At 72.8% G+C, this 23493-nt stretch carries 26 protein-coding genes; 9 read left to right on the forward strand and 17 right to left on the reverse strand.

The features are described from left to right. Positions 1 to 41: 41 nt before the first annotated feature. Together EV378_RS16265 and EV378_RS16270 are read left to right on the forward strand one after the other, a co-directional pair. Positions 42 to 854 (forward strand): SAM-dependent methyltransferase, encoded by an 813-nt coding sequence (locus tag EV378_RS16265; RefSeq protein ID WP_132426096.1) that lies wholly within the window; start codon positions 42 to 44, stop codon positions 852 to 854. After that, the gene (locus tag EV378_RS16270; protein ID WP_132426099.1) at positions 851 to 2956 is read left to right on the forward strand and encodes a putative bifunctional diguanylate cyclase/phosphodiesterase; all 2106 of its coding nucleotides are present in this window, start codon (positions 851 to 853) and stop codon (positions 2954 to 2956) included. The genes EV378_RS16265 and EV378_RS16270 overlap by 4 nt, the downstream gene beginning before the upstream one ends. Before the next feature lie 21 nt (positions 2957 to 2977). Here EV378_RS16270 and EV378_RS16275 read toward each other — a convergent pair whose 3' ends face one another. The 4 genes from EV378_RS16275 to EV378_RS16290 form a co-directional block, all read right to left on the reverse strand. Beyond that, positions 2978 to 4309 (reverse strand): aspartate aminotransferase family protein, encoded by a 1332-nt coding sequence (locus tag EV378_RS16275; protein ID WP_132426102.1) that lies wholly within the window; start codon positions 4307 to 4309, stop codon positions 2978 to 2980. Then, positions 4273 to 5337, reverse strand: a complete 1065-nt coding sequence (locus EV378_RS16280; protein WP_132426105.1) for a decaprenyl-phosphate phosphoribosyltransferase — start codon at positions 5335 to 5337, stop codon at positions 4273 to 4275. The genes EV378_RS16275 and EV378_RS16280 overlap by 37 nt, the downstream gene beginning before the upstream one ends. Then, the gene (locus EV378_RS16285; protein ID WP_207908686.1) at positions 5334 to 5963 is read right to left on the reverse strand and encodes a phosphatase PAP2 family protein; all 630 of its coding nucleotides are present in this window, start codon (positions 5961 to 5963) and stop codon (positions 5334 to 5336) included. Before EV378_RS16285 ends, EV378_RS16280 begins: the two co-directional genes overlap by 4 nt. A gap of 148 nt (positions 5964 to 6111) precedes the next feature. Further along, the gene (locus EV378_RS16290; protein WP_243653494.1) at positions 6112 to 6966 is read right to left on the reverse strand and encodes an HAD family hydrolase; all 855 of its coding nucleotides are present in this window, start codon (positions 6964 to 6966) and stop codon (positions 6112 to 6114) included. A 53-nt stretch (positions 6967 to 7019) separates the two neighbouring features. On the opposite strand from EV378_RS16290, the gene EV378_RS16295 reads away from it, so the two are divergent. Beyond that, complete coding sequence (locus tag EV378_RS16295) at positions 7020 to 8135, forward strand: nucleotide disphospho-sugar-binding domain-containing protein (RefSeq protein WP_132426108.1); 1116 nt, start codon at positions 7020 to 7022, stop codon at positions 8133 to 8135. Positions 8136 to 8208: 73 nt separating this feature from the next. Here EV378_RS16295 and EV378_RS35375 read toward each other — a convergent pair whose 3' ends face one another. From EV378_RS35375 to EV378_RS16320, 6 genes are all read right to left on the reverse strand, one after another. After that, a complete protein-coding gene (locus EV378_RS35375) occupies positions 8209 to 8367 on the reverse strand; it encodes a hypothetical protein (protein WP_165922308.1) in 159 nt (52 codons plus the stop codon). Between the two features lie 21 nt (positions 8368 to 8388). Next, positions 8389 to 9045, reverse strand: coding sequence for a hypothetical protein (locus EV378_RS16300; RefSeq protein ID WP_132426111.1), 657 nt, complete (start codon positions 9043 to 9045; stop codon positions 8389 to 8391). A 50-nt stretch (positions 9046 to 9095) separates the two neighbouring features. Continuing rightward, positions 9096 to 9929, reverse strand: a complete 834-nt coding sequence (locus EV378_RS16305; protein WP_132426114.1) for a response regulator transcription factor — start codon at positions 9927 to 9929, stop codon at positions 9096 to 9098. A gap of 79 nt (positions 9930 to 10008) precedes the next feature. Continuing rightward, the gene (locus tag EV378_RS16310) at positions 10009 to 10464 is read right to left on the reverse strand and encodes a DUF350 domain-containing protein (RefSeq protein ID WP_132426116.1); all 456 of its coding nucleotides are present in this window, start codon (positions 10462 to 10464) and stop codon (positions 10009 to 10011) included. A gap of 86 nt (positions 10465 to 10550) precedes the next feature. Then, positions 10551 to 11714, reverse strand: a complete 1164-nt coding sequence (locus EV378_RS16315; RefSeq protein ID WP_132426119.1) for a glutathionylspermidine synthase family protein — start codon at positions 11712 to 11714, stop codon at positions 10551 to 10553. Between the two features lie 10 nt (positions 11715 to 11724). Beyond that, entirely contained in the window at positions 11725 to 12573 is an 849-nt protein-coding gene (locus EV378_RS16320; protein ID WP_132426122.1) for a hypothetical protein, read from the reverse strand. A gap of 285 nt (positions 12574 to 12858) precedes the next feature. Between EV378_RS16320 and EV378_RS16325 the strand changes: the two genes are divergently transcribed. Further along, positions 12859 to 14151, forward strand: coding sequence for a septum formation family protein (locus EV378_RS16325; RefSeq protein WP_165922309.1), 1293 nt, complete (start codon positions 12859 to 12861; stop codon positions 14149 to 14151). Positions 14152 to 14171: 20 nt separating this feature from the next. Then, a complete protein-coding gene (locus EV378_RS16330; RefSeq protein WP_424511243.1) occupies positions 14172 to 14510 on the forward strand; it encodes a metallopeptidase family protein in 339 nt (112 codons plus the stop codon). Positions 14511 to 14519: 9 nt separating this feature from the next. Here EV378_RS16330 and EV378_RS16335 read toward each other — a convergent pair whose 3' ends face one another. From EV378_RS16335 to EV378_RS16345, 3 genes are read right to left on the reverse strand one after another with little or no spacing between them, the layout of a single operon-like run. Continuing rightward, positions 14520 to 15221: a histidine phosphatase family protein gene (locus EV378_RS16335; protein ID WP_132428003.1), complete on the reverse strand. Its 702-nt coding sequence runs from the start codon at positions 15219 to 15221 to the stop codon at positions 14520 to 14522. Positions 15222 to 15237: 16 nt separating this feature from the next. Then, positions 15238 to 16194, reverse strand: a complete 957-nt coding sequence (pheA, locus tag EV378_RS16340; RefSeq protein WP_132426128.1) for a prephenate dehydratase — start codon at positions 16192 to 16194, stop codon at positions 15238 to 15240. Positions 16195 to 16198: 4 nt separating this feature from the next. After that, positions 16199 to 17107 (reverse strand): hypothetical protein, encoded by a 909-nt coding sequence (locus tag EV378_RS16345; RefSeq protein WP_132428005.1) that lies wholly within the window; start codon positions 17105 to 17107, stop codon positions 16199 to 16201. Positions 17108 to 17237: 130 nt separating this feature from the next. Here EV378_RS16345 and EV378_RS16350 point away from each other — a divergent pair, with 130 nt between their 5' ends. After that, the gene (locus EV378_RS16350; RefSeq protein ID WP_132426131.1) at positions 17238 to 18032 is read left to right on the forward strand and encodes a DUF2470 domain-containing protein; all 795 of its coding nucleotides are present in this window, start codon (positions 17238 to 17240) and stop codon (positions 18030 to 18032) included. Between the two features lie 40 nt (positions 18033 to 18072). Here the strand turns inward: EV378_RS16350 and EV378_RS16355 are convergent, their stop codons facing one another. Together EV378_RS16355 and EV378_RS16360 are read right to left on the reverse strand one after the other, a co-directional pair. Beyond that, positions 18073 to 18393: a DUF3817 domain-containing protein gene (locus EV378_RS16355; RefSeq protein WP_132426134.1), complete on the reverse strand. Its 321-nt coding sequence runs from the start codon at positions 18391 to 18393 to the stop codon at positions 18073 to 18075. 2 nt (positions 18394 to 18395) lie between these two features. Next, positions 18396 to 18830 (reverse strand): hypothetical protein, encoded by a 435-nt coding sequence (locus tag EV378_RS16360; RefSeq protein WP_132426137.1) that lies wholly within the window; start codon positions 18828 to 18830, stop codon positions 18396 to 18398. A 37-nt stretch (positions 18831 to 18867) separates the two neighbouring features. On the opposite strand from EV378_RS16360, the gene EV378_RS16365 reads away from it, so the two are divergent. Next, positions 18868 to 19662, forward strand: coding sequence for a CPBP family intramembrane glutamic endopeptidase (locus EV378_RS16365; protein ID WP_243653495.1), 795 nt, complete (start codon positions 18868 to 18870; stop codon positions 19660 to 19662). A 102-nt stretch (positions 19663 to 19764) separates the two neighbouring features. On the opposite strand, the gene EV378_RS16370 is transcribed toward EV378_RS16365, so the two are convergent. After that, entirely contained in the window at positions 19765 to 20682 is a 918-nt protein-coding gene (locus EV378_RS16370; RefSeq protein ID WP_132426143.1) for an SDR family NAD(P)-dependent oxidoreductase, read from the reverse strand. Between the two features lie 55 nt (positions 20683 to 20737). Here EV378_RS16370 and EV378_RS16375 point away from each other — a divergent pair, with 55 nt between their 5' ends. Next, positions 20738 to 21292 carry a ferritin gene (locus EV378_RS16375; protein WP_481404374.1) on the forward strand — a complete coding sequence of 185 codons (555 nt, stop codon included), beginning with the start codon at positions 20738 to 20740 and terminating at the stop codon, positions 21290 to 21292. On the opposite strand, the gene EV378_RS16380 is transcribed toward EV378_RS16375, so the two are convergent. Further along, positions 21279 to 22217 (reverse strand): DUF5926 family protein, encoded by a 939-nt coding sequence (locus EV378_RS16380; RefSeq protein ID WP_132426146.1) that lies wholly within the window; start codon positions 22215 to 22217, stop codon positions 21279 to 21281. The genes EV378_RS16375 and EV378_RS16380 overlap by 14 nt on opposite strands. Positions 22218 to 22238: 21 nt before the next feature. Between EV378_RS16380 and EV378_RS16385 the strand changes: the two genes are divergently transcribed. Beyond that, positions 22239 to 23408: a cytochrome P450 gene (locus tag EV378_RS16385; RefSeq protein WP_243653496.1), complete on the forward strand. Its 1170-nt coding sequence runs from the start codon at positions 22239 to 22241 to the stop codon at positions 23406 to 23408. Positions 23409 to 23493 lie beyond the last annotated feature (85 nt).

Raw genomic sequence — 23493 nt, forward strand, 5'->3', positions numbered from 1 at the left:
CTCCTGACGGAGGCCGGGCGGACGTAGTCGGGGTGGGCGTGATGACGGATCGACCGAGCTGGGCACCCGAGCAGATCGACATGGAACGGCCGAGCGTCGCCCGTGTGTACGACTACTACCTGGGTGGTTCGCACAACTTCGATTCCGACCGCGAGTTCGCCGCCGAGGTCCTCCGTGTCCTGCCGGAGATGAGCCGCGTGGCCCAGGACAATCGTGCCTTCCTGCGCCGCGCCGTCCGGTTCGCGTGCCACTCGGGTGTCGACCAGTTCATCGACCTGGGCTCCGGGATCCCGACGGTGGGGAACGTGCACGAGGTGGCGGGCTCGATCCTGCCGCGCGCCACGGTGGTCTACGTCGACCACGACCCGGTCGCGGTCGCGCACAGCCGCGAGATCCTCCAGGACGAACCGGACGCCGTCGCGCTGTCCGGCGACCTGACCGCCCCCGGCGAGGTGCTCGACGACCCGGTCCTGCGGTCCCGCATCGACTTCTCCCGTCCGGTCTGCATCCTGTTCGTGTCGGTCCTGCACTTCGTCGGCGACGAGTGGGACCCGGCCGGTGTCGTGGCCGGGTTCGCCGGACCGACGGTGCCCGGCAGCCTCGTCGCGCTCAGCCATGCGAGCACGGACGGTGGCCGGGCCGCCGTCGACGCGCAGGCCGTCTACAACCGGGACCGCTCACCCAACCCGATGCGGATGCGGACCCGCGCCGAGATCGAGGCGCTGTTCGGGACGTTGGAGCTCGTCGAGCCGGGCGTCGTGCGGATCCCGCTCTGGCGCCCGGACACCGATGCGGCCAGCACCGACGACGTCGACCGGTATCCGGGATACGCCGGGGTGGCCCGTCGCCGATGACCCACGACTCCGCGTCACCCGCCGCAGGCGAGCCGGTCGCCACGGCCCGGATGCCGGCCGACGGGCCGCTGGTCGACGACTGGACCGCCGCCCTGCACGCCACCAGCTTCGTCTCGATGACCGGCATGCATCGGGGCGAGTACCTGAGCCGGCTGGTCCACCGGGTGCACCGGCTGATGACCGACACCGCGTTCGACCGCGCCGGGGCGCTGCGGATCGGTGGGGACCTCGTCGCCGCGCACTACACCGACCCGACGTCGCTCGACCGCAGCCTGCGCGTGCTCACCACGCATCTCACCCCGGCGACGTCGAGCCCGGCGCAGGTCCAGCGGATGGGCGCGCTGCTCGCCGGGATCGCGGCCGGCTACGCCCAGGCCCTGCAGGACCGGACCCGCGCCGAACAGGAGCGGATCAGCCGGTCCACGTTCGCCGCACGCGCCGCGGCCGAGGAGGCCCGCTGGGCCAGCGAGGCCCGTTTCGGCGCGGTCTTCGCGAACACGCTCACCGGGATCGGCATCGCCGACGTCGAGGGCCGGATCGTCGAGGTCAACGGCGCGCTGTGCGACATCTTCGGGTTCCAGGCCGAGGACTTCGTCGGCCAGTCGGTGTTCGCCTTCATCCACGACGACGACGAGCCCGGCACCTGGGACCAGGTCAAGGCGATGGCGAACGGGGAGCTCGACCATCTGCGCATGCGGAAGTCCTACGCCGGCAAGGACGGGCAGCAGATCTGGACCGACCTCGTGCTGTCGCTCGTCCGCGACCAGCAGGACGAACCCCGGTTCCTCGTGGCCATGGTCGCCGACATCAGCGAGGAGCACCAGCTCCAGACCCGGCTGCGGTACCAGGCCGAGCACGACGCCCTCACCGGGCTGCCCAACCGGAGCCGGTTCCTCCGCGAGCTCGGGCAGTCGCTCGGCACGCCCGGCGGCCCGCGGATCGGCGTGTGCTACCTCGACATCGACGGGTTCAAGGCGGTCAACGACACGTTCGGCCACCACGCGGGCGACGAGCTCCTCCGCGTGGTCGCCGGCCGCCTGAGCGCGCTGCTCGACCCGGAGCGTGACCTCGTCGCGCGCCTGTCCGGCGACGAGTTCGCCGTGCTGGTGCGGGCCGACCCGGCCCGGGTACGCGACGTCGCGCAGGCCGCCGTCGAGGCCGTCCGTCGTCCGGTCGTCATCCTCGGACACGAGATCCGGGTCTCGGTCAGCATCGGCGTGGTCGACCGCGTCGGAGGTGACTTCGATCCGGTCGCGCTGCTCAAGGCGGCCGACTCGACGCTGTACTGGGCCAAGAACGAGGGCCGCGACCGGTACGTCCTGCACGACCCGGTCCGCTACCGGTCCGACCTGCAACGCTCGGACGTCGCCGCACAGCTGCCGGCCGCGGTCGACAGGGGCGAGTTGGTCGTCGACTTCCAACCCCTGGTCCGGCTCCACGACCACGCTCTCGTCGGCGCCGAGGCTCTCGTGCGGTGGAACCGGCCCGACGGCCGGCGTCTCGGCCCCGACCACTTCATCGCCCTCGCCGAACGGACCGGCTCCATCGTCGCCCTCGGCGCCGAGGTCCTCCGGCAGTCGTGCGTCCAGGCCCGCGTCTGGGCCGACGCCCATCCCGGCAGCCCGTTCCTGCTCAGCGTCAACATCGCCGCCCGCCAGCTCGCCGAGCCCGGCATCGTCGACACGATCTCCGGAATCCTCGAGCAGACACGCTGGCCGGCCGAGCGCCTCCAGCTCGAGCTCACCGAACGCGACGTCATGGTCCCCGACGGCGGCGCGTCCGCGATGCTCCGCCGGCTCGCGGCCATGGGTGTCACCATCGTCATCGACGACTTCGGGACCGGATACTCGAACCTCGCCTACCTGCACCGGCTGCCGGTGCACGGCCTCAAGCTGGCCGGGCCGTTCGTCACCGACGCCCCCGCCGACAACGCCGCACTGCTCGGCGCCGTCGTCACCCTCGCTCACTCGCTGCACCTGACCGTCACGGCGGAGTCGGTCGAGACCGCCGGTCAGGCCGCCCAACTGGGCGAGCTCGGCTGTGACGTCGCCCAGGGCTGGTACTTCGGGATGCCAGGGCGCATCGACCTGATCCAGCCGTGAGGTCGGGGCCGCCGGCGCGGGTCAGCCGGGGACGACCTCGTCCTGCACCGCCTGCAGGGCCGCGCGGAGTGCGACGAGGCCCTCCGCGGCCTCGTCGGCGGTGAGCGTCATCGGCGGCGCGAGCCGCAGCACGTTGCCGTAGAGGCCGCCCTTGCCGACCAGAACGCCGTTCTCGCGGGCCAGCTCCAACGCCCGCGCCGCGGCCGCCGCGTCCGGCTCCCCGCCCGGCCCGACCAGCTCGACGCCGATCATCAGGCCCTTGCCGCGCACGTCGCCGACGACCGGCAGGTCCAGCGCCCGGAGACCGTCCAGCAGCTCCGCACCGCGCGCCGCGCAGTTCGCCTGCAGATCGTGGTCGGACAGGTACTGCAGGGTCGCCAGCGCACCGGACGTCGAGACCGGGTTGCCACCGAACGTCGAGATCGAGTTCGCCTGCAGGCAGTCCATCAGCTCGGCGCGCGCGACGACACCGCCGATCGTCAGCCCGTTGCCGAGACCCTTGGCGAACGTCATCGCGTCCGGCGTGACGCCGTGCGCCTGGATGCCCCAGAAGTGCTCGCCGGTGCGGCCCCAGCCGGTCTGCACCTCGTCGGAGATCAGCAGGATCCCGCGCGAGCTGAGCTCCTTCTGGAACGCGGCGAACAGCCCGTCCGGCGGCACGTTGAAGCCGCCGACGCCCTGGATCGGCTCGGCGATCAGGCACGCGACGTCACCGGACGTGCCGGTGTCCAGCACGTCGACGAGGTCCTCGACGCAGGCCTGGACGTAGTCGGCGTCGGACAGGTTCCGGAACGGTCCGCGGTAGCGGTAGCCGCCGTGCACGTAGTGCACCTGAACCGGGGACAGCGCGCTGGCCGACCAGCTGCGGTTGCCGGTGATGCCCATCGTGGCGAACGCGCGGCCGTGGTAGCTGTTGCGCAGCGCCAGCACCTGCGAGCTGCGCCGGTACTCGGTGGCCAGCAGCAGCGCGGCCTCGTTCGCCTCGGTGCCCGAGCACGTGAAGAACACCTTCGCGTCCGGGATGCCGGACAGCGACGCGATCCGCTCGGCCAGCTCGACCTGCTTGCGGATCAGGTACAGCGTGGAGCTGTGCAGCACGCCGGTGTCCAGCTGGGCGCGGATCGCGTCGGAGATCTCCGGGATGTCGTAGCCGACGCCGTTCGTCAGGATCCCGGCGAACAGGTCCAGGTAGGTGCGTCCGTCGGACGCCGTGACCCGGCGCCCGGACGCCGACACGAACTCGAGCGGCTCGTCGTAGTAGAGCGCGAGCCAGGACGGGAGGACGGCGCGATGACGATCGAGGAGACCCACAACTCCTAGGCGTACACGGCGAGCGTCAGCATGGCCACCCATGCGACGGCCAGAACCTGCAGCACGCGGTCGCCGAGCGCGATCTCCTCGGGCTCGCCCCCGGAGCCACGGTCCACGTCCACCGAGTAGCGCAGGACGGCGATCACGAACGGCACGATCGAGATGACCGACCACACCGAGTTGTGGTGCGTCTCGCGGATCTCGAACGCCCACAGGCTGTAGGTCATGATCATGACCGTGGCGGACAGCGACCAGATGTAGCGCAGGTAGCTGGCCGAGTAGCTCTCCAGCGACTTGCGGATCTTCGCGCCGGTCCGCTCGGCCAGCATCATCTCGGCGTAGCGCTTGCCGGCCACCATGAACAGCGAGCCGAAACCGGCCACCAGCAGGAACCACTGGGACAGCGCGATACCGGTCGCGACACCACCGGCGATCGCGCGCAGCAGGAAGCCGGACGCGACGATGCAGATGTCGATCACCGGCTGGTGCTTGAGCCACAGGCAGTACGCCAGCTGCACGGCCACGTACACGGCGAGGACGACGAGCAGGCGCCAGTCGGCGAGCAGCCCGAGCGCGATCGCGCCGGCGAACAGCACCGCGGCCACCACGTAGGCGAGCGTCACCGGGACGATCCCGGCCGCGATCGGGCGGCGGCACTTCGTCGGGTGCGCGCGGTCCGCCTCGACGTCGAGCGCGTCGTTGACCAGGTACACACCGGACGCGGCGAGCGAGAACGCGGCGAACGCGATCAGGCAGTCCAGCCACACGCCGCCGCTGAAGATCCCGCCACCGACGAACGGAGCGGCGAACACCAGGACGTTCTTCACCCACTGCTTCGGGCGCATCGTCTTCAGCACGCCGCGCGCGGTCCGGGCCGGCGTCCTCCTCGGCGGCGACGCGTCGGCGGCGGCCGCGTCGTCGACCGTCTCCGCCTGGTCGGTGCCCGCCTGGTCGGCGAGACCCGCCGTCTCCACACCCTCCGTCTCGGGCGACTCCGCGGTCGGGGCCGCCTCCGTGGTCTCGGGCTTCGAGGTGTCCCCGACGCGCGAGGTCGAGTCGGTGCTGGTCATGCGGTCGCCTTCCGGACGGAGAGGGGACGGTTCGTGGCCCGGCGTCGCAGCACGCGTCGGGCGACGGCGCCGACGGCGGCGCCCAGCGCGGTCCCGGTCGCGACGTCGCTCGGGTAGTGGACGCCGAGGACGAGCCGGGACAGTGCCATGAGCCCGACGACCGCGAGCGGCGTGCGCCGGCGGCCGAGCAGGCCCCCGTAGAGGACGGCAGCGGCCGTCGTGGACGTGGCGTGCGAGGACGGGAAGCTCAGCCGGCTGGGGGTGCCGACCAGGACGCGCACCGACGGGTGTTCCGGACGACGGCGCCGGACGACGCGCTTCACGCCGATCGACGCGCCGTGCGCGAACGCGACCGCGGCGGCCGACCCGAGCCACTCCCGGCGGCGCGGGCGGTCCAGCGCGGCGCCGGCCAGCCCGATCACCAGCCATCCCGCCGCGTGCTCGCCGAACAGCGACATCCCGCGCGCGGTGGCCACCACGGCGTCGCCGGACCACCCGTCCCTCGCGACGGCGTCCTGCACGGCGGCGAGCAGCGCGACCTCGCCGGAGGCCGGGCCTGCGCCGGGGTCCGCCGGCGACAGGTCGCCGGTCGGGGACGGACCGGAGCGGTCCAGGGTGTCGGCCACGTCGTGGGGTCCTCCGCTCGGGCGACCCCCGAGGGGCTCCCGGCTCGATGTTCCGCCCCGCCGATCCGTTCCGGGCGCAGGCGATGCCGACGCGTCATGCTACGCGCGGGTGACCTCCGGCCCCGGATCGGGGCCGCGCGTCACGCCACTAGAACCAGCGTTCGAGGACCTCCGCGACGCCGTCCGACGAGTTCGGCGCGGTCACCTCGTCGGCCAGCGCCAGCAGGTCCGGGTGCGCGTTGCCCATCGCCACCCCCCGGCCCGCCCAGCCCAGCATCTCCCGGTCGTTGGGCATGTCCCCGAACGCCACGACGTCGGAGCGCGCGATGCCCAGCCGGTCGGCCAGCCCGGACAGCCCGGTGGCCTTCGTGACGCCCGGCGCGGACGCCTCGATCAGGCCGTTCGGGTGCGAGAACGTCAGGTCGGCGAGATCTCCGACGCGCGGCGCGAGCGCCCGCATCATCTGCTCGCTGGACAGCTCCGGCGAGCGGATCAGGAGCTTCGTGACCGGCCTGGCGAGCAGCTCGTCGCGGGTGGCCGGGCCGGCGTCCGACTCGCCCCACGCGTGCACGTAGCCGGGCTCGGCCAGGAACTCGTCGAACGTGCCGGTCGCGGCCGAGCCGACCCGCTCGATCCCCAGGCCGCAGCCGGGGAACAGCTCGGTGGCCGTCGCCGCGACCGTGTGCACGGCCTCCGGGGCGAGCGTGCGCGCGTCGAGCACCTCGTCGGCCACCGCGTCGTAGAGCACGGCGCCGTTCGCGCAGACGCACCAGTGCACGAGCCCGTCCGGCAGTTTCGCCGCGATCGGCGGGATCCAGCGCGGCGGTCGTCCGGTGACGAGCGCGAACGCCGTGCCGCCCGCCACCAGGCGCTCGATCACGGCCGCCGTGCGGGCGGAGATCTCGCTGTCGTCGCCGAGCAGCGTGCCGTCGACGTCGGTCGCGACGAGCCGGGGCGCGCCGACGGGACGCGCATCGGCGACGGACTCCTCGGGCGAGATCACGAATCCCACCCTACGGGCGTGGCGAGGGCCCGCTTCGGAGTTACGCTCACCAGGTGCGCGTCCTGGTGGTGTCCGCTCCCCTGCCGGGCCATCTGCTGCCGATGCTGCCGCTGGCCGACGCGCTGTGGAACTCCGGGCACGAGGTGCTCGTCGCCAGCGGCGGCGAGGCGCTCGCGGCGGGAACCGGGAACCTCCCCGCCATCGACGTGGCGCGCAACGTGCGGTTCGGCCGGATCGCGGCCACCGCGATGGTGGCGCACCCGGTCACCGCGCGGGCCGAGCTGGCGGGCCGTGGCGGCGACCGCGGGGTCCGCTCGGTGTTCGGGCCGGTGAACGAGGAGCTGGCGGACGCGCTGGTGACGGTCGTCGCGCAGTGGCGGCCCGACGTCGTCGTGCACGAGCCGTTGGCCGCGTCCGGCGCGCTCGCCGCCGCCCGGCACGACGTGCCCGTCGTCCTGCTGGAGAACAACCTGTTCCCCGGACGCGAGCTCGTCGACGCGACGCTCGGCGCCCGGACGATGCAGCGGGCGCTGTGGCGGCACGGCATGACCGAGCTCCCGGACCCGGCCGTGACGCTGACGATCGCCCCGTCCAGCCTCGTCGGGCAGCGCGCCGGCCTGCCGATGCGGCCGGGCGCACCGGACCGGGAGCCGGACCCGGACGCGATCCCCGGCTGGCTGCGGGTGCCGTCCGAGCGTCCACGCGTGCTGGTCACCCGGACGACGGTGGCCGGCCCGGGGCGCGGTGACCCGATGGCCGCCGCCGTGAAGGCGGCGGAGGGGCTGGACTGCGAGCTCGTGCTGGTCCGCCCGACGGCACGGATGATCCGGCGCATGCCAGCCGGTGTGCGCGGGGTGGGCTGGGTACCGCTGCCGGACGTGCTGCCCGGCTGCGCCGCCGTCGTGCACCACGGAGGCGCTGGCACGGTCCTGACCGCGCTGGGCGCCGGCATCCCGCAGCTCGCCGTACCCGGTGCGGGCGACCGGCGGCACAACGCCGAGCTGGTCGCCGCACGCGGCGCCGGCATCGCCGGACCGGTCACGCCGGAGGCACTGCACCGACTCGTGCACGACGGCGAGCTGGCCGCCACCGCACGCGCGGTCCGCTCCGAGATCGAGGCGATGCCACCACCGCAGGCGCGTGTGGACGCGATCGCCGCGCTCGCCTGACCGGCGACGACCGTCACTGGTGGTGATAACCGTAGCCGCCCGGCGGCAGGTGCCCCACCGGCCTGGCCGCGTCCTAGGCCGCCGACCGGATCCCGCCCATGACCAGCGCCGACAGGATCGCTCCGACAACGATCGCGGGAACGATCCCGATATGGCGCTCGACGAAGTGGTCGATCGTCTTCAGTACCCCGACGACCACGATCACGATGCCGATTGCGAGCAGCAGGAACACCGCGTGTCCTCGTCCGCCGGCTCAGGCGGTCCAGGTGTAGGTCACGCGATCGCCCCCGCGGACGCCCTCGATGCCACCGATGGCGAACGCGTCCGTCCAGACGTCCAGGAAGCCGGTCGGTCGGCGGAAGGTGAACTGTTGTCCGTTGCCGAGCTGGTCGGCGTAGAGGCCGTTCTCCGCCTGCGTGCCAGGCCTCGCCTGCACGGTCCACTCACCCCCGGTCCCGTCGCGCAGACGGAACTCGCGGGAGTCCGCCACCTCGTCGCGCAGTCGGAACGCCGCGACGCCGGCCGGGATCGCCCCGCGCTCGATCGACCACGCCACGCGGTCACCGTGGTCGCTGACGAATGTTCCCGTGTCCCGGGAGGCCCAGTCCGACGGGATGTCCTGGACGTACCGGGTCTGCGGCACGACAACCGCACCGCCCAGCGGGAATGCGGGCTGGGTCAGGAACACCCCGTCGCCCTTGTCGGCGTCGCTGATCAGAGCAGCTTCCCAGGTGGCGTGGAGCACCAGCGCGGCGACGACGATGCCGACGACCAGGTTGGACAGGCCGGCCGCCGACAGGAGGACCTTGACGGCCGTCGCGTCCCCCGATTTCAACGCACCGAGCAACTTCTGGGTCTCGGGCTCGTCGAGCTCGATCTTGAGGGTGCCGCCGTCCCACGTCACTTTCATCGTTCCTCCTCCGCCGGGGCGCCGACGTCGTGAACGATCTCGGGGGACTGTCACGTCGGCCGGACGACGGTAGGCAGGTCGATTCCGGCGGTTCGATACCCAGATGTAGGTAGTGCCACGACGATGAGGCCGATCCGCTGCGCCTCGAGTACGGCCGACAGCCGATCGGAGACCCCCAGCGTGGCGTACGCCTTCTGGAGATGCTTGTGGACCGTGCCTTCGGCGATACCCAGCCGGCGCCCGGTGGCAGCGGCGGTGAGCCCCTCGGCCGCGAGGCACAGCACCGCCAGCTGGCGACCGGTCAGCGTCACGTCGCCCCGCGATCCTCCATCCGCGGACGTCACCGCCGGTCGGGCGGCCCGCAGGGCCGACGCCTGGCGCTCCAGCCCGACCAGCAGCCGCCGGACACGGGCGGCCCGCGTCATCTCCCCGTCGTCGAATGCGTCCGAGCGACCGATCACGAAGGCCGCCTGGGTGCCCGGTTCCACGCTCAGCGGCAGGGACAGATGGTGATCCACGCTCATCGACCGGTAGTAGGAGTCCATCCCCCGGGCCCGCCACGCCTCGTGGAAGCAGCTCGGCACGTCCGCGATCTGCACCGCGTCCGCCTCACCACGGGCGTCGAGGTACTGGACGATCGGGTGGATCCAGGTCGACTCGCGGGCCGCGACGCCCGCGTTGTCGTAGTCGGCCGGCCCGCCCCAGAACTCCGGCGGCCACATGGTCATGCCGTCGCCGAACGATGTGTACGAGCAACCCACTCCGTCGAACGCCGCGATGAGCTGCCGGGCGATCTGCTCGTGCGGCAGTGCTGTCAGCGGCTGTTCGAGCAGATGGGCACCGAAGTCCAGCCACTCGGCATCGAGGCGACGGGCGCGGGTCATGGAAAGCACTCGGGCCGGGAGAGTCGCTCGTTAGCGGTGTCCCCGTCGTCTCGGCCGGTCGACGTACCGGAACGGGGTCTCAGACGACGGCGACCGCGACGATCAGGCCGAGCGCCAGGTGCGCTGCCGCGACGACGGTGGCCGCGGCCCGGCGCTCCTCGGCCTGGATCACCTCGCCGATGTCGATCCCGGTCACCCACTCCAGGATCCGCACGGCCGCGACCTGGGCGATGATCCCGACCAGGCCGAAGATCAGCGACGAGATGATGCCCTCGAGCAGCGAGCCGGACGAGTTGTAGATCGCGACGACGATGATGAACGCCATCGAGAGCATCCCGGCGGCGGTGATCGTCACCGCGTTCGGCAGGCCCGCCCTGACCATCGCGGGCAGCTTGCCCGGTGTCGTCAGGTCGATGGCCCAGAACCCGAGCAGCATCAGCAGCACGCCGATCACGGCGTACAGCAGGATCGCGCCGACACCGCGGCCGACGAAGCCCCAGTAGGTCGAGTCGATGGCCTGTGCGAGGACGGTCACTGCGGGCCTCCAGGGGAGCGGTAAGCCGGAAAGGTCCGGTTTCGTCGGGGTGTGCGGGGGTGTCGGAGCGGGGTGGTCGGGAGCGCCTAGTCCGGGATGCGGTGCGGGACGAACGCGGCGCCGTCGTCGGTGATCAGCCCGGCGGTCTCGCGGATGCCGAGGCCTGCCGACGTGTCGCCGACGATCCACGCGCCGAGGGCCGGCCGGTAGCCGTCGAACTCGGGCAGCGGGTCGAACGCCTGGTAGACGAAGCCCTCCTCGCCGTAGACGCCTCCGGTCGAGGTCTCGTAGCCGGGCGCCACGATCTGGATGTTCGCGCCTTCCCGCCCGAGCAGCGGCTTGCGCACGTACTCGGTGAGGAACCCGGGGTCACCCAGCGACGCGGGGAGCAGGTTGGGGTGCCCGGGGTACATCTCCCAGAGCACCGCGAGCAGCGCCTTGTTGGACAGCAGCGTCTTCCACAGCGGCTCCAGCCACAGCGTCTCCGGCAGGCTGCGCCCGACGTGCCTGCCGAAGTCGTCGCCGAGGATCCACTCCCACGGATAGAGCTTGAAGACACCGGCCATCGGGGCGTTCTCGAGGTCCACGAACCGGTCCAGCGCGGAGTCCCAGCCGATGTCCTCGATCGCCAGGCCGATCGTGTCCAGCCCCGCTTCGGCCGCCGTCTCCTGCAGGTAGCCGACCGTGATGTGGTCCTCGCCGGAGGAGTCCGCGCTCGACCACGTGAAGTGCACCTCGGCACTCGGCAGCGACGCCTTGATCTCGCCCCAGCGCTCGACGAGCTTCTCGTGCAGGGAGTTCCACTGGTCGTCGTCGCCGTGGGCGTCCTGCAGCCAGTTCCACTGCAGGATCGACGCCTCGAGCAGCGACGTCGGGGTGTCCGCGTTGTACTCCATCAGCTTCGCCGGGCCGGACCCGTCGTAGCGCAGGTCGAAGCGGCCGTAGATGTGCGGGTCGTGGCGTTTCCAGGAGGCGGCGACGGCCTCCCAGCACCACTCCGGCAGCGCGAAGTCGCGGAACCGCTCGGTGGTCACGACGTGGTCGACGGCGTCCAGGCACATCGAGTGCAGGAGCTCGACGTCCGCCTCGAGCGCCAGTACCTCGTCCATGTCGAACACGTAGTGGACGGACTCGTCCCAGTACGGGCGCTCGCCGCCGCTGCCGTCGCGTCCGGGCGTGCCGAACACCAGCCCCTGCTCGGCGACGGATCGTTGCCACCCCTGGCGCGGGGTGCCCTGCTCGCGGCGCACGGCCCTCTCCTCAGCTCCCGCTCGACGAACCGCTGCTGCCGCTGCTGCCCGACGACGACCCGCTGCTGCCGCCCTTCGAGCCGCCGCTGGAGACCCCGAGCCCGCCGCGCGAGATCGTGCCGCCGCTGGAGACCTTGCCGCTGCTGCCGGACGTGCCGCTCCGCACGGACGTGCCGTCCCGCGGCACCGTCGTCGTCCCGCCGGTCGCGACCTGACCGAGACCGCCGCTGCCGCCGTAGTTGTAGTGGTACTGCCGCCCGCCCCCGCCCAGGAAGATCGGGAAGAAGCCGACCCCGCCGCCGTAGTTGTTGTTCTGGGCGACCGGCTGCTGGCAGTTGTCGTCGGAGACGACGACGCCGGTCTGGTCGTCCACGCAGCGCGCCTCGACCTCGTCGTCGTCCGACGAGGCGGCGTAGATCGCCGCGATCAGCGCGACGACACCGACGGTCGCCCCGGTGCCGATCAGGATCCGCTTGTTCTTCTTCGAGCGGGCTTCCTTGACCCGGACGGCCTCACGGTCCGCCTCGATCTTCTGCCGGTCCGACTCGATCTTCTTCTCGCGCGCCCTGCGCTCGGCCAGCGTGGGCTCGCGCGGTGCGGTGTTCTCGTCCTGCTGCCGGATCCGGCCACGCGTCGGCGTCGTCGGTGTCGACTCGGCGGCCGACGTCGGGATCGGGCCCGTCGTCGGCTCGTCCGGTCCTGCGGCGCTCTGCGCCCGCGTCGGCTGCTCGCTCGCGCCCGCCCCCGCGGCACCGGCGTGCTCGACGCGCCCGGTCGGCTCCTCGGACCCGTGCGAGGACGCCGCCCCGCTGTTCTGCGGGTCGTCCTGGTCCCCCGAGTGTCGGCCGTCGTCGGTCATGGCTCACCCCCGAGTTGAACCGTACCGGGTCGCGCCCGGCCGACCAGCACCTGAGGTGGGACGAACGGTCTCCGTTTCGCAACGGACGAGGCCGGTGCGGACGCTCGCAGCACGGTGACGACCGACCGTCGCGACGCGACACGCCCGGGCTGGGTGAACGCCGAGCGGGACGGCATCATGGACACCGTCATGGATCCTGTCTCCCCCGCGGGGTCCGATCGCGCCGGCTCCCCCCGTCGCCGGTACGCGGACGGACCCGACGCCCCCTCCTCAGCGACCGCCGTCGTGGACACCGGATCCGGCGGCGCCTACGACGGCTACGACGGCCGGTACTCGCGCGCCCGGATCCCGAGCCAGGACGGCTCCCCGGATCCGACGACGACCCACCTGCCGTCCGGCCGCTCCGGTCCGGACCGACGCACGCCCGTCCGTCCCGGACGCCGGGGCGGCGCGACGCGGACGGTCGCCGCGGCGTCCGGGACCGGGTCGAAGTTGCTGCCGACGAGCCCGACGGCCCGCCGGATCGGCGTCGGCGTGCTGGTCGGCGCGTTCCTGATGCTCGTCGTGGCGACCGTCGACTCGTTCGCCGGGACCGGGATGCCGGTGCTCGGCTCGAACGTGACCGGGGGCGGCAAGGCGGAGGCCGCCGCTCCCCCGGCTCCTCCACCGCCGGACACCGCCGGGACCTGCCTGAACTGGACGCGCGACGACGCGGCCGACACCGCTACCGTCGACTGCGCGCGGCCACACCTGTTCGAGCAGGCCGGCAGCGTGAAGCTGGCCGACCAGCCGGCGTTCCCGAACGACGCCGCCTGGCAGAAGCTCGTCTCCGACCGGTGCACGCCGGCCGTCACGAACTACCTGAAGGGCAAGTTCGACCCGGACGGCAAGTTCCGGGTCGGCGCGCTCAAGCCGTCCCAGCAGCGGTGGGACGGCGGCGACAAGGCCATGCGCTGCGGCCTGCAGACGGCGTCGCGGTCCGGTGAGATGCTGCCGATCACCGGCACGGTCGCGTCCCAGGACCAGTCCGCGATCGTCGCCCCCGGCACGTGCCTCGGCATCAACGGCCGCACCGTCGGGGACCCGACCGACTGCGCGCAGCCGCACGCCGTGGAGGCGGTCGGCGTGATCGACCTCGGCCAGCAGTTCAAGGACCCGACGAAGCCGCCGTCGGTCGACGACCAGGACGGGTTCCTGCAGCCCGCCTGCCAGAAGGCGGCCAACGACTTCGCCGGCAACCCGCAGGTGATCGGCCAGAAGAAGCTGACCGTCTACTGGGACAACCTGTCGGAGGCGTCCTGGAACGCCGGCAGCCGCAAGGTCAACTGCAACCTGGCGACGCTGCTGCCGGACGGCAGCGGGTTCGCGGCGATCACCGGTTCGATCAAGGGCAACCTGACCGTCGCGGACCAGCCCGCGGCTCCCGCGGCCCCCGGCACCCCGGCGGCGCCGTCCGGCCCGCCGACCGGCGCGCCCGGACAGGGCGCGGCACCCGGCAGCCCGACGTCCAACCCCGCCTCGTCCTCGGCCGCACCGCTGCCGAACATCCCGCCCGGCCTGCCGGGCCTGGCCCCGTGATCGACGGCGTGGCGGTCGAGATGTCCGCGCGCCGGTTCGACGAGCTCGTCTCGGACGCGCTGGACACGATCCCGGCCGAGCTGACGGCGCGGATGGACAACGTCGTCGTGCTCGTCGAGAAACGCCACCCCGAGGAGCCGGAGCTGCTCGGGCTCTACGAGGGGGTCGCGCTGACCGAGCGCACGCACGAGTACGGCGGGCATCTGCCGGACCGGATCACGGTCTACCGGGACGCCGTGCTGGAGTTCTGCTCCGACTCCGACGAGGTCGTCGACGAGGTGGCGATCACCGTGGTGCACGAGATCGCGCACCACTTCGGGATCGATGAGGAGCGCCTGCACGAGCTCGGCTGGGGCTGACCGATCCGGCTAAGCCGGCATCGGGTCGTGGCTCTCCAGCGTCCAGCCGTCCGGGTCGGCGCGAAGCACGATCCGACCGGTGTTCGGGATCAGGTTGTCCCGCGCCCACGTCTCGCCGTCGCGTCCGGCGAGCAGCGCCGACATCGTGAGCCGGATCGCCGCCCCGTGACTGACGATCACGACGGCGCCGTCGGTCACCCCGTCCAGCGCGCGGTCCACGTCCGGCAGGAAGCGGGCGCGCAGGTCGTCGGCGGAGTCACCGCCCGGCTGCGGACGGGCGGTGTCCCCGTCCCACCAGGACGTGAACACGTCGTCGAAGATCTTCTTGGCCTCGTCGTCCGAGCGGCCGTTCAGGTCGCCGACCGAGATCTCGTGCACTCCGTCCAGGATGGACACCGCGATGCCGAGCCGGGCCGCGATCGGTGCGGCCGTCTCACGGGCGCGGGCGGCGACCGACGCGTAGACGGCGCGCACCGGCCAGTCCGCGAGCAGGCCGGCGACCTCGTCCGCCTGCGCGGCGCCGACCTCGTCCAGGGACGGCCCCGGCAGCACGGTGTCGAGCGTGTGCGCCAGGTTCGACGGCGTCCGGCCGTGCCGGACGAGCACGAGCCGCACCCGCCCGTCGTCCGGCGGGACACCCGGTTCCCGACGACCGGTGGTCGCCGCCGTGAACGCAGCGCTGCCCGGATCGGCCCTGTCGGCACTGTCCATGGTCACGACCGCGACCTTACGTGGAGCTCCCGTCGCGGATCCGCGCCAGCCACTCGTCGGCGGCGGTGAACTCGTCGGTCGTCGCCGACGAGAGCGGCACGACCGGGCTCCCGACCCCGCCGGACGCGTCGGCGGGCTCCGCCGTACCGGCCGCGCGGGGGAACGAGCCGAGGAAGCGGACGCGGTCGCAGCGCCGGTGCAGCGCGGCGAGCGCCTCACCCATCGCCGGCTCGGCGACGTGCCCGGAGCAGTCCAGGTGGAACCAGTACTCGGCGTGCCGGGTCTTCTGCGGGCGGGACTCGATCCGGGTCAGGTCGATCCCGCGTACGGCGAGCTCGGTCAGCAGCCCCAGGAGCGTGCCCGGCCGGTTCCGGGTGGTGGCGGCCAGCGTGGTGCGGTCCCGGCCGGTCGGCGCCGGCGGCGGGCCCGGCCGGGAGAGCAGCACGAACCGGGTGACCGCACCCGGGTTGTCGGCGATGTCGTCGGCGAGCACCTCGAGGCCGTGCTGCTCGGCGGCCAGCGGCGAGGACACGGCCGCATCCACCTCCCCGCGGGCGACCTGCGCCGCGGCCTCCGCCGTCGACGTGCTCACCCGCACCTCGGCGTCCGGCAGGTGGGCGGCGACCCACCCGCGGGTCTGCGCCAGCCCGTGCGAGTGGGACGCGACCGTCGTGACCGCGTCGATCGTGGTGCCGGGCCTGCCGAGCAGCGTGAACCGGACGGCGACAAGGGCCTCGCGGACGATCACCAGCGGCGGGTCCTCGACGAGCCCGTCCAGGACCGGGGGCACGGCCCCCTCGACGCTGTTCTCCAGCGGCACGCAACCGGCGTCCACCGAGCCGTCGCGGACGGCGGCCAGCACGGCCGGCGATCCGGGCAGCGGCACGAGCTCGGCGCCCTCGGACTCCCGGAGCGACCGGACGGCCTGCTCGGTGAACGTGGCGTGCGGGCCGAGGAAGCCGATGCGCGTCACGGGGTCAGTCCAGCAGGCCGAGCGCGACGAGATCCGCGACCGGGACCGGCTCCGGATCCACCCCGCAGCGCGGCAGCACCGCCCGCACCCGCTCGACGGCGGGCGAGGGCAACTCGTCCAGCTCGCGGGCGAGCGACTCACGGTCGGTCGAGTGCAGCGCGTCCTTCGCCGGGGCGGGCGACGCGCTGACACCCGTCATCCGCGCCACCGCGACGATCAGGTTGACCAGCCCGTGGCGGCCGCGGTCGGAGTCGGTCTCCTCGCTGTCCCTGACGATCCGGTCCAGACCCTGGGCGCTCAGACCGCCCTTGCCGTGTTCCAGGCTGGTCTCCAGGAAGCTGTGCACCTCGTCGACGGTCGGGACGTCCGACGCGCGCGGACCGCCCATCCGGATCTTCGGCGTGCAGCCGTGCTCGGCGACCTTCCGCACGGCCTCCAGCCAGGCCGCCGTGCCCTCCGGCTCACCGTCCAGCGGTCGGCGGGGTTCGACGACGGCCGTGACCTCGTCCGGCACGAACTCCGAGACGCGCTCCAGCCAGACGCCGTCGACGTCCGGGGGCGCGGCGCACTCGACCGTGCTCGGCGTGAGCAGGCTGGACCGGGAGAACACGGTGGACAGCGCCTTCGGGACCGCGCCCAGCCCGGTGTCCACGACGAGCGCCAGGTCCGCGGGCCGTGACGGCGCGGAGCGGGCCAGCTCGGTCACCACGGCAGGCAGCTGCGAGGCGGGGCAGACGAGTCGGCCGACCAGTCCGCCGTAGTGGCCGTCGCGGGCGGCCAGGTACCGCGACACCACGGCGTCGACACCCGGGGCGGTCGCCTTCGGCTGCAGCAGGCTGGTGTCGTCCACCAGCGCGGCGAGCAACGGGCGGATCGGCCACGGGTCGGCGGTGGAACCCGAGGGCACGGTCATCACGGCTGAGCACGCTAACGGTCGGGTCACGGCCCGTTGACAAAGGGGGGCCTTGACAGCGTGTTCCACACCTCTGGACACCCGCCTCCACAGTTGATTAAGTAAGGGTTACCTAAATGGAGGTGAGGGAGTGGGAAGAACCCGCACGCCGCGGCCGCAGGCCCCGTCGATCACGGAGCGAGCCCGGAGCCTGGCCGCCCGCGGCGGCGTCGCCGCGCTCGTCGGTACCGGCGAGCCGGACCCGGTCACGCCGCTGATGCACCACGTGCACCCGGACGGCACGACCGACCTGCTCCTGCAGGACGACGAGCCGCTACTGGCCCGCCTGCGCAGGTCACCGGGCGGCGATCTCGCCGTGATGTTGGAGGTGACCGACAACGCCCCGGTCCCGGTCGCCGACCCGGTGCGTGAGCTGCTGTGGATCGTCGGCTGGGTGCACCAGCCGAACGAGCACGTCTCCAGGCACATGGCGCTCCGGCTCGCCGACCTGCGGCCGCACCCGCGCCTGCTCGACGTCGGTCACGGGGCGACGATCGTCCGCCTGCGTCCGGGTTCGGTCGTGTACTCCGACGCGGAGGGCAGCGCGGCCGCGACGCCCGTGGAGCTCGCCACCGCCCGGCCGGACCCGTTCTGCCTGGTGGAGCACCAGTGGCTGCGCCACCTCGACGAGGCACACCCGGAGGTGTTCGCGGCGCTGACCCGGCACCTGCCCGCGTCGGTGCCGTTGGACGCCGGCGCGCGCATCCGCCCGCTCGGCGTGGACCGCTGGGGCCTGCGGGTGCGGGTGCAGACGCCGGCGGGTGGCCACGACGTGCGGCTCGCGTTCTCCAGCGAGGCGACCACCGTCGAGGAGCTGCGGGCGCGGTTCGGGGAGCTGGTCGGCTGCCCGTTCCGCACCTCACCGGCCCCCACCGAACAGACCTGACGAACCATCCGGCGGGAACCCTGGCCGTCGCCGGCGACCTCTAACCGGCGGCGGTCAGGTGCTCGGCGTGGACCTTGCGTGTGACCTTGCGCTCGGCGACGAACGACGCGACCGGGATCGTCCCGGCGAGCAGGATCAGCACCGCGAACGCCGGCTTCCAGCGCGTCCGCTCGGCCAGGATCAGCGTGCAGACGATGTAGATCATGTACAGGAAGCCGTGGATCATCCCGATCAGGGCGACCGGTCGCGGGTCGCCGAAGAAGTACTTGGCCGGCATGGCGTAGAACGTCAGCAGCAGCAGGCCGATGCCGGTGACCCAGGCCGAGACCCGGTAGATCCGGAGCGCGGTCGCGATCGCCACGGTCACTTCTCCTGGTCCCTGGCCGCGAGCTCGGCCAGTGCGTCGTTGTAGGCCCGGATCTGCGGGTCGGACAGCCGGGACGGCTCGACCCCCGCCGGACGGGGCGTGAAGGGCGACGGCCGGTCGTCGACGACGACGGGTGCGGGCTCCGGTTCCGAGGCCGGTTCCGGCTCGGGGCGCTGGACGGGGACCTCCGGCGTCGACGCCTCCGCAGCCCGCAGCTCCCGGACCTCCATGCGGAGGAAGTGCCACCACATGAACCCGAAGAACAGCGCGAAGAACGGCCACTGGACCCCGTAGCCGACGTTCAGCGCCGACCCCATGGCCTCACCGGCCCGATGCCACTGCCACGCGGACAGGAACCCGCAGGACACCATGGCACCGAGCGTCAGCACGTGCCAGGTGATCCACTTCGGGGACACCAGGAGCCGCAGCACGCGGCCCAGGATACGCGGCCGGGTAGCGTCGCCCGCCGTGGCAGTTCGGGACTGGCTGGTACCCGCGCCGTCCGCGGTCGAGGTCGTCACCGACCCCCGCGAGCGTCGTCTGATCGGCCTGGAGATCGCGGTCGTGCTGACCGTGACGCTGGGGTTGTCGGCCCTGCGCAGCGGGTTGTCGCTGCTGGACGCGCTGCTCGCGCCGGCACCGCTGTCGTCGCAACAGGTCACACTGAACGCCCCGGCGTCGACGGACGCGCTGGTCGACCTCGCCTACCAGCTCGTCCGCGTGCTGCAGCTGGTCGGCTGGGGCGCGCTCGGCGCCTACCTGCTGCTGCGGGCCGGGCTGTCGCTGCGCCGGGTCGGCCTGGACCGCACCCGGCCGGGCCGGGACACGCTCGGATCGCTCGGCCTGGCCGCCCTGATCGGCATCCCCGGCCTCGGCCTCTACCTGGCCGCCCGCGCGCTCGGCATCGCCCCGGACGTCGCGCCGAGCACGCTGACCGACGTCTGGTGGCGGACCCCCGTGCTGGTCGCGTCCGCGCTCGCGAACTCCTGGGCCGAGGAGGTGGTGATGATCGGGTACCTGCTCACCCGGTTGCGCCAGCTCGGCTGGTCGGAGAACCGGTCGGTGCTCGCCGCGGCCGTGCTGCGCGGGGCGTACCACCTCTACCAGGGCGTCGGCGCGTTCGTCGGGAACGCGATCATGGGACTGATCTTCGGACGCGTGTGGCAGCGGCACGACCGGCTCTGGCCACTGATCGGCGCGCACGCGCTGATCGACGTCGTGGCCTTCGTGGGCTACGCCCTGCTGCCGGGCATCCGCTTCTGACCCCGCCCTCGCACAGGTTCGTGTGCCCTCGCACGAGCCCGGGCACGTGCGAGGGCACCACTTCCTGTGCGACGACGGGTCATCCGCCCGCCGCGATCCGGATCAGTGCTCGTCCAGGATCTGGTAGCGCATGCGCGCCATCATGTTCTCGGGGCCTGCCTGGATGCCCGACGAGCCGAACAGCTCGTCGATCCGGCCGGCCAGCACGCTCGGGTCCCAGCGCTTCCCGTCGCCCTTGACCTCGGCCACCGACGTCCACGGCTGGAAGATCTCGACGCTGTCGCCCTGCACGCCGAACACCTTGCCGCTGATGTGCGACGACTCGTCCGAGCACAGGTAGCTGACCAGCGGCGCGACGTTCTCCGGCGCGAAGAAGTCGAACTCGCCACGGGCGAGCGCCGCGTCCCGCTGGTCGCGGAACTCCTGCGGCATGAGGTCCAGCGTCATCCGGGTGAGCGCCGTCGGGGCGATCGCGTTGGACGTGATCCCGGCCCGGGCGCCCTCCATCGCAACGATCGTGGAGAACGCGGCGATGCCGGCCTTGGCGGCGCCGTAGTTGGACTGGCCGAAGTTGCCGAGCAGGCCGGACGTCGACGCCGTGTGCACCAGGTGGCCCGGCGTGCCGGCCTCGCGCCAGTGGCGCAGCGCGGCCCTGGTGGGCAGGAAGTGCCCGCGAAGGTGCACCCGGATCACGGCGTCCCACTCGTCGTCGGAGAGCTTCGCGGTGGTCCGGTCGCGCAGGATCCCGGCGTTGTTCACGACGGCGTCGAGGCGCCCGAAGTGCTCCACCGCCGTCGTGACGAGGGAGTCGGCGACGTAGGCCTCGGCGACGTCCCCACCGACGGCGACGGCCCGCCCGCCGTTCCCGGTGATCTCGGCCACGACGGCGTCGCCCGCCGCCGGGTCGAACTCGGCGACCACGACCGCCGCGCCCTGTTCCGCGCACTCCAGCGCCTCACCACGGCCGATGCCACGGCCCGCGCCGGTGACGACGACGACCTTCCCGTCCAGAAGTCCCATGTGAGGGATACTAAGGATCCCCTGTGTGGAGCCGGTCGCTGGATACCATCGGGCGGTGTCCGACGAGACGAAGTTCCACGCCATGCTGCGGGACCAGATCCGCAACGAGTTCACCGCCAGCCAGCAGTACACGGCCGTCGCGGTCTACCTGGACGACGAGGATCTCCCCCAGCTCGCCGCGCACTTCTACGCGCAGGCCCTCGAGGAGCGCAACCACGCGATGAGCATGATCCAGTATCTGCTCGACTCCGATCACCGCGCGCACATCCCGGGCATCGACGAGGTGCGCAACGAGTTCACCGGCGTCGAGGACGTCGTGCAGCTCGCGCTGGCCCAGGAGAAGCAGGTGACCGAGCAGATCACCGCGCTCGCCCGCACCGCCCGCGACGAGGGCGACTACCTCGGCGAGCAGTTCCTGCAGTGGTTCCTCAAGGAGCAGGTCGAGGAGGTGGCCTCGATGTCCACATTGCTCACGGTCGTGCGCCGGGCGGGCGACAACCTGTTCCACATCGAGGACTTCGTCGCCCGCGAGCTGGCCAAGGGCGAGCCCGCGGACAACACCGCACCGCCGGTCGCCGGCGGTCGGACCGGGACGACTACCGCAGCGTGATCTGCTTGCCCGCGAGCACGTCGCGGGCGCGGTGCTCGGCGACGGTGAGCGGCTCGTCGTCGATCCCGGAGAGTGCCTCGTCGAGCCGCGCGGCGAACGTCGCCGCCGGCTCGGCCCACTCCGAGGAGTGCATCTCCCGGTCCAGATCCCACACCGGCACCAGCAGGCCGTGCGCGCGGAACGACCCGGCGTACTTGCTGTCCTCGGACAGCTCGAGCTGCCCGCGCTCGGACAGCCGCGCGAGCGCCGCCATCAACCGGTCCTCCGGCTCCGGACGCACCCAGCGCAGGTGCGCCTTCGTGCCGGTGTCCACCCAGTAGGCGGCCCGCACGCCCGGCGCATCGACGCGGTCGGTCGGCAGGATCACCGAGTTCGCGCGCTCCAGCGCGGCGCTCTCCTCGGCGTCCGGCTCACCGGTCAGCCACCACGAGAAGTCCCTGTGCAGCGTGACCTCGAGCGGGATCTCCGGGTCGAGCAGGTCCTGGAGACGCTCCGACGTGCGCGTCGACGGTCCGACGACCGGCAGCGACGAACCGGCCTCCGCCGTGCGCGCCCAGCTCAGGGCGCCAGCGAGGTCGGCGGACAGGTCACCGGACCGGGTCTGCACCTGCATGCCGAGCAGCTGCTCGCCGGTGTCGCGCACGAGCGCGGCGGACGCGCCGGGCAGCACGGACGCGAGCGTCACCGGATCGCCGTCGGAACCCCGCAACGGCAGCTCCGCCGTCGCCGACGGCAGGAACTCCCGCATCGCGATCAGGTCCGGCTCGGCGGCCAGTCCCTCGAACGGGCGGATGACGATCACGTCGTCGCCCGCGCCGTGGCAGTTCTTGTACCGCTTGCCGGACCCGCACGGGCACGGACGGCGGGGGTTCTCGCCCGCGTCCGCGACGGCGGTGGCTGCTCGAGTGCGCTGCTTCCTACCCATCGTGGTGCAAGGTAGCGGGTGGTGACCCCCTTCGATCCGGCCGACCCGGCGTTCCTGGCCGACCCGTACCCGTCGTACGCCCGGATGCGGGCCGTCGGCGGCGTGCACCCGCACGCCGGACTGGGGTTCCCGGTCGCCGTCTCGCACGCGGCGTGCTCGGCCGTGCTGCGCGACCGCGCGCTCGGGCGCGTGCGGACCGACGCGGGGCTGCCGATGTTCGACCTGCTGCACCGCAACTCGCTGCTCGAGCGGGAGGGCGAACCGCACACCCGTCTGCGACGCCTGGTGGCCGCCGCGTTCGATCGTGGCCACACGGCGCGTCTCGCGCCCGCCGTGCAGCGACGGGCGGACGAGCTGGTCGGTGCGCTGGCCGGCCGGATCGACGACGGCGCGCCCGCCGACCTGGTCTCCCTCGTGGCCGAGCCGCTCCCGGTGGCGGTGATCGCCGACCTGCTCGGCGTCCCGGAGTCCGAACGCGCTCCGCTGCACGGCTGGTCGGACGCGATCGTGCGGATGTACGAGCCCGACCCCGGCGACGACGTGCGCGCCGCGGCCGAGCGCGCGTCCGCGGAGTTCGTGGCGCTGTTGCGTTCCCTGGTCGCGCGGGGCGGTGACGGCCTGATCGCGGACCTCGATGCCGTCCGGGACGCGGACGGGTCCCGGCTGTCGGCCGACGAGCTGGTCGGCACGGCCGTGCTGCTGCTGATGGCCGGCCACGAGGCGACCGTGAACGTGATCGGCAACGGCGTCCACGCGCTGCTGTCCCGCCCGGACACCTGGTCCGGAGTGGTCGCGGACCCCGGCCTGGTGACGTCCACTGTGGAGGAGCTGATCCGGTTCGACGCGCCGCTGCAGCTGTTCGAGCGGACCGCCCTGCGGGACACCGAGATCGACGGGTACCGGGTGCCCGCCGGCTCGCGGATCGGCGCGCTCCTCGGAGCGGCCGGGCGGGATCCCGCCGTGTTCTCCCGCCCGGACGCGCTCGACATCGGACGGTCGCCCAACCCGCACCTGGGCTTCGGCGCAGGGGTGCACTACTGCCTCGGCGCGCCGCTCGCGCGCACCGAGGTCGCGGCCGTGCTGCGCGCGCTGGCCGATCGCCTGCCCACCATGGGCCTCGCCGGGGTGCCGGTGCGGCGCCCGCGGTTCGTGATGAGGGGCTGGACCCAGCTGTACGTTCACCGAGCGTAGCTGGTTGATTACGCTGTCCGGCGCAAGCGATCTTCGTGCAAACGGAAATGCAATACCTCCTGCTGGACGCATTTTCGCGCGGTTC

The organism is Pseudonocardia endophytica (assembly GCF_004339565.1).
Lineage (GTDB): Bacteria > Actinomycetota > Actinomycetes > Mycobacteriales > Pseudonocardiaceae > Pseudonocardia > Pseudonocardia endophytica.

Bases quoted from the DNA above. Each gene is read 5' to 3' on its own strand.
- EV378_RS16275 (WP_132426102.1), bottom strand. From the start codon at position 4,309: ATGGGTGGCCATGCTGACGCTCGCCGTGTACGCCTAGGAGTTGTGGGT.
- EV378_RS16280 (WP_132426105.1), bottom strand. From the start codon at position 5,337: ATGACCAGCACCGACTCGACCTCGCGCGTCGGGGACACCTCGAAGCCC.
- EV378_RS16270 (WP_132426099.1), top strand. From the start codon at position 851: ATGACCCACGACTCCGCGTCACCCGCCGCAGGCGAGCCGGTCGCCACG.
- EV378_RS16335 (WP_132428003.1), bottom strand. From the start codon at position 15,221: ATGGACAGTGCCGACAGGGCCGATCCGGGCAGCGCTGCGTTCACGGCG.
- EV378_RS16330 (WP_424511243.1), top strand. From the start codon at position 14,172: ATGTCCGCGCGCCGGTTCGACGAGCTCGTCTCGGACGCGCTGGACACG.
- EV378_RS16380 (WP_132426146.1), bottom strand. From the start codon at position 22,217: ATGGGTAGGAAGCAGCGCACTCGAGCAGCCACCGCCGTCGCGGACGCG.
- EV378_RS16370 (WP_132426143.1), bottom strand. From the start codon at position 20,682: ATGGGACTTCTGGACGGGAAGGTCGTCGTCGTCACCGGCGCGGGCCGT.
- EV378_RS16305 (WP_132426114.1), bottom strand. From the start codon at position 9,929: ATGACCCGCGCCCGTCGCCTCGATGCCGAGTGGCTGGACTTCGGTGCC.
- EV378_RS16345 (WP_132428005.1), bottom strand. From the start codon at position 17,107: ATGACCGTGCCCTCGGGTTCCACCGCCGACCCGTGGCCGATCCGCCCG.
- EV378_RS16300 (WP_132426111.1), bottom strand. From the start codon at position 9,045: ATGAAAGTGACGTGGGACGGCGGCACCCTCAAGATCGAGCTCGACGAG.
- EV378_RS16320 (WP_132426122.1), bottom strand. From the start codon at position 12,573: ATGACCGACGACGGCCGACACTCGGGGGACCAGGACGACCCGCAGAAC.
- EV378_RS16265 (WP_132426096.1), top strand. From the start codon at position 42: ATGACGGATCGACCGAGCTGGGCACCCGAGCAGATCGACATGGAACGG.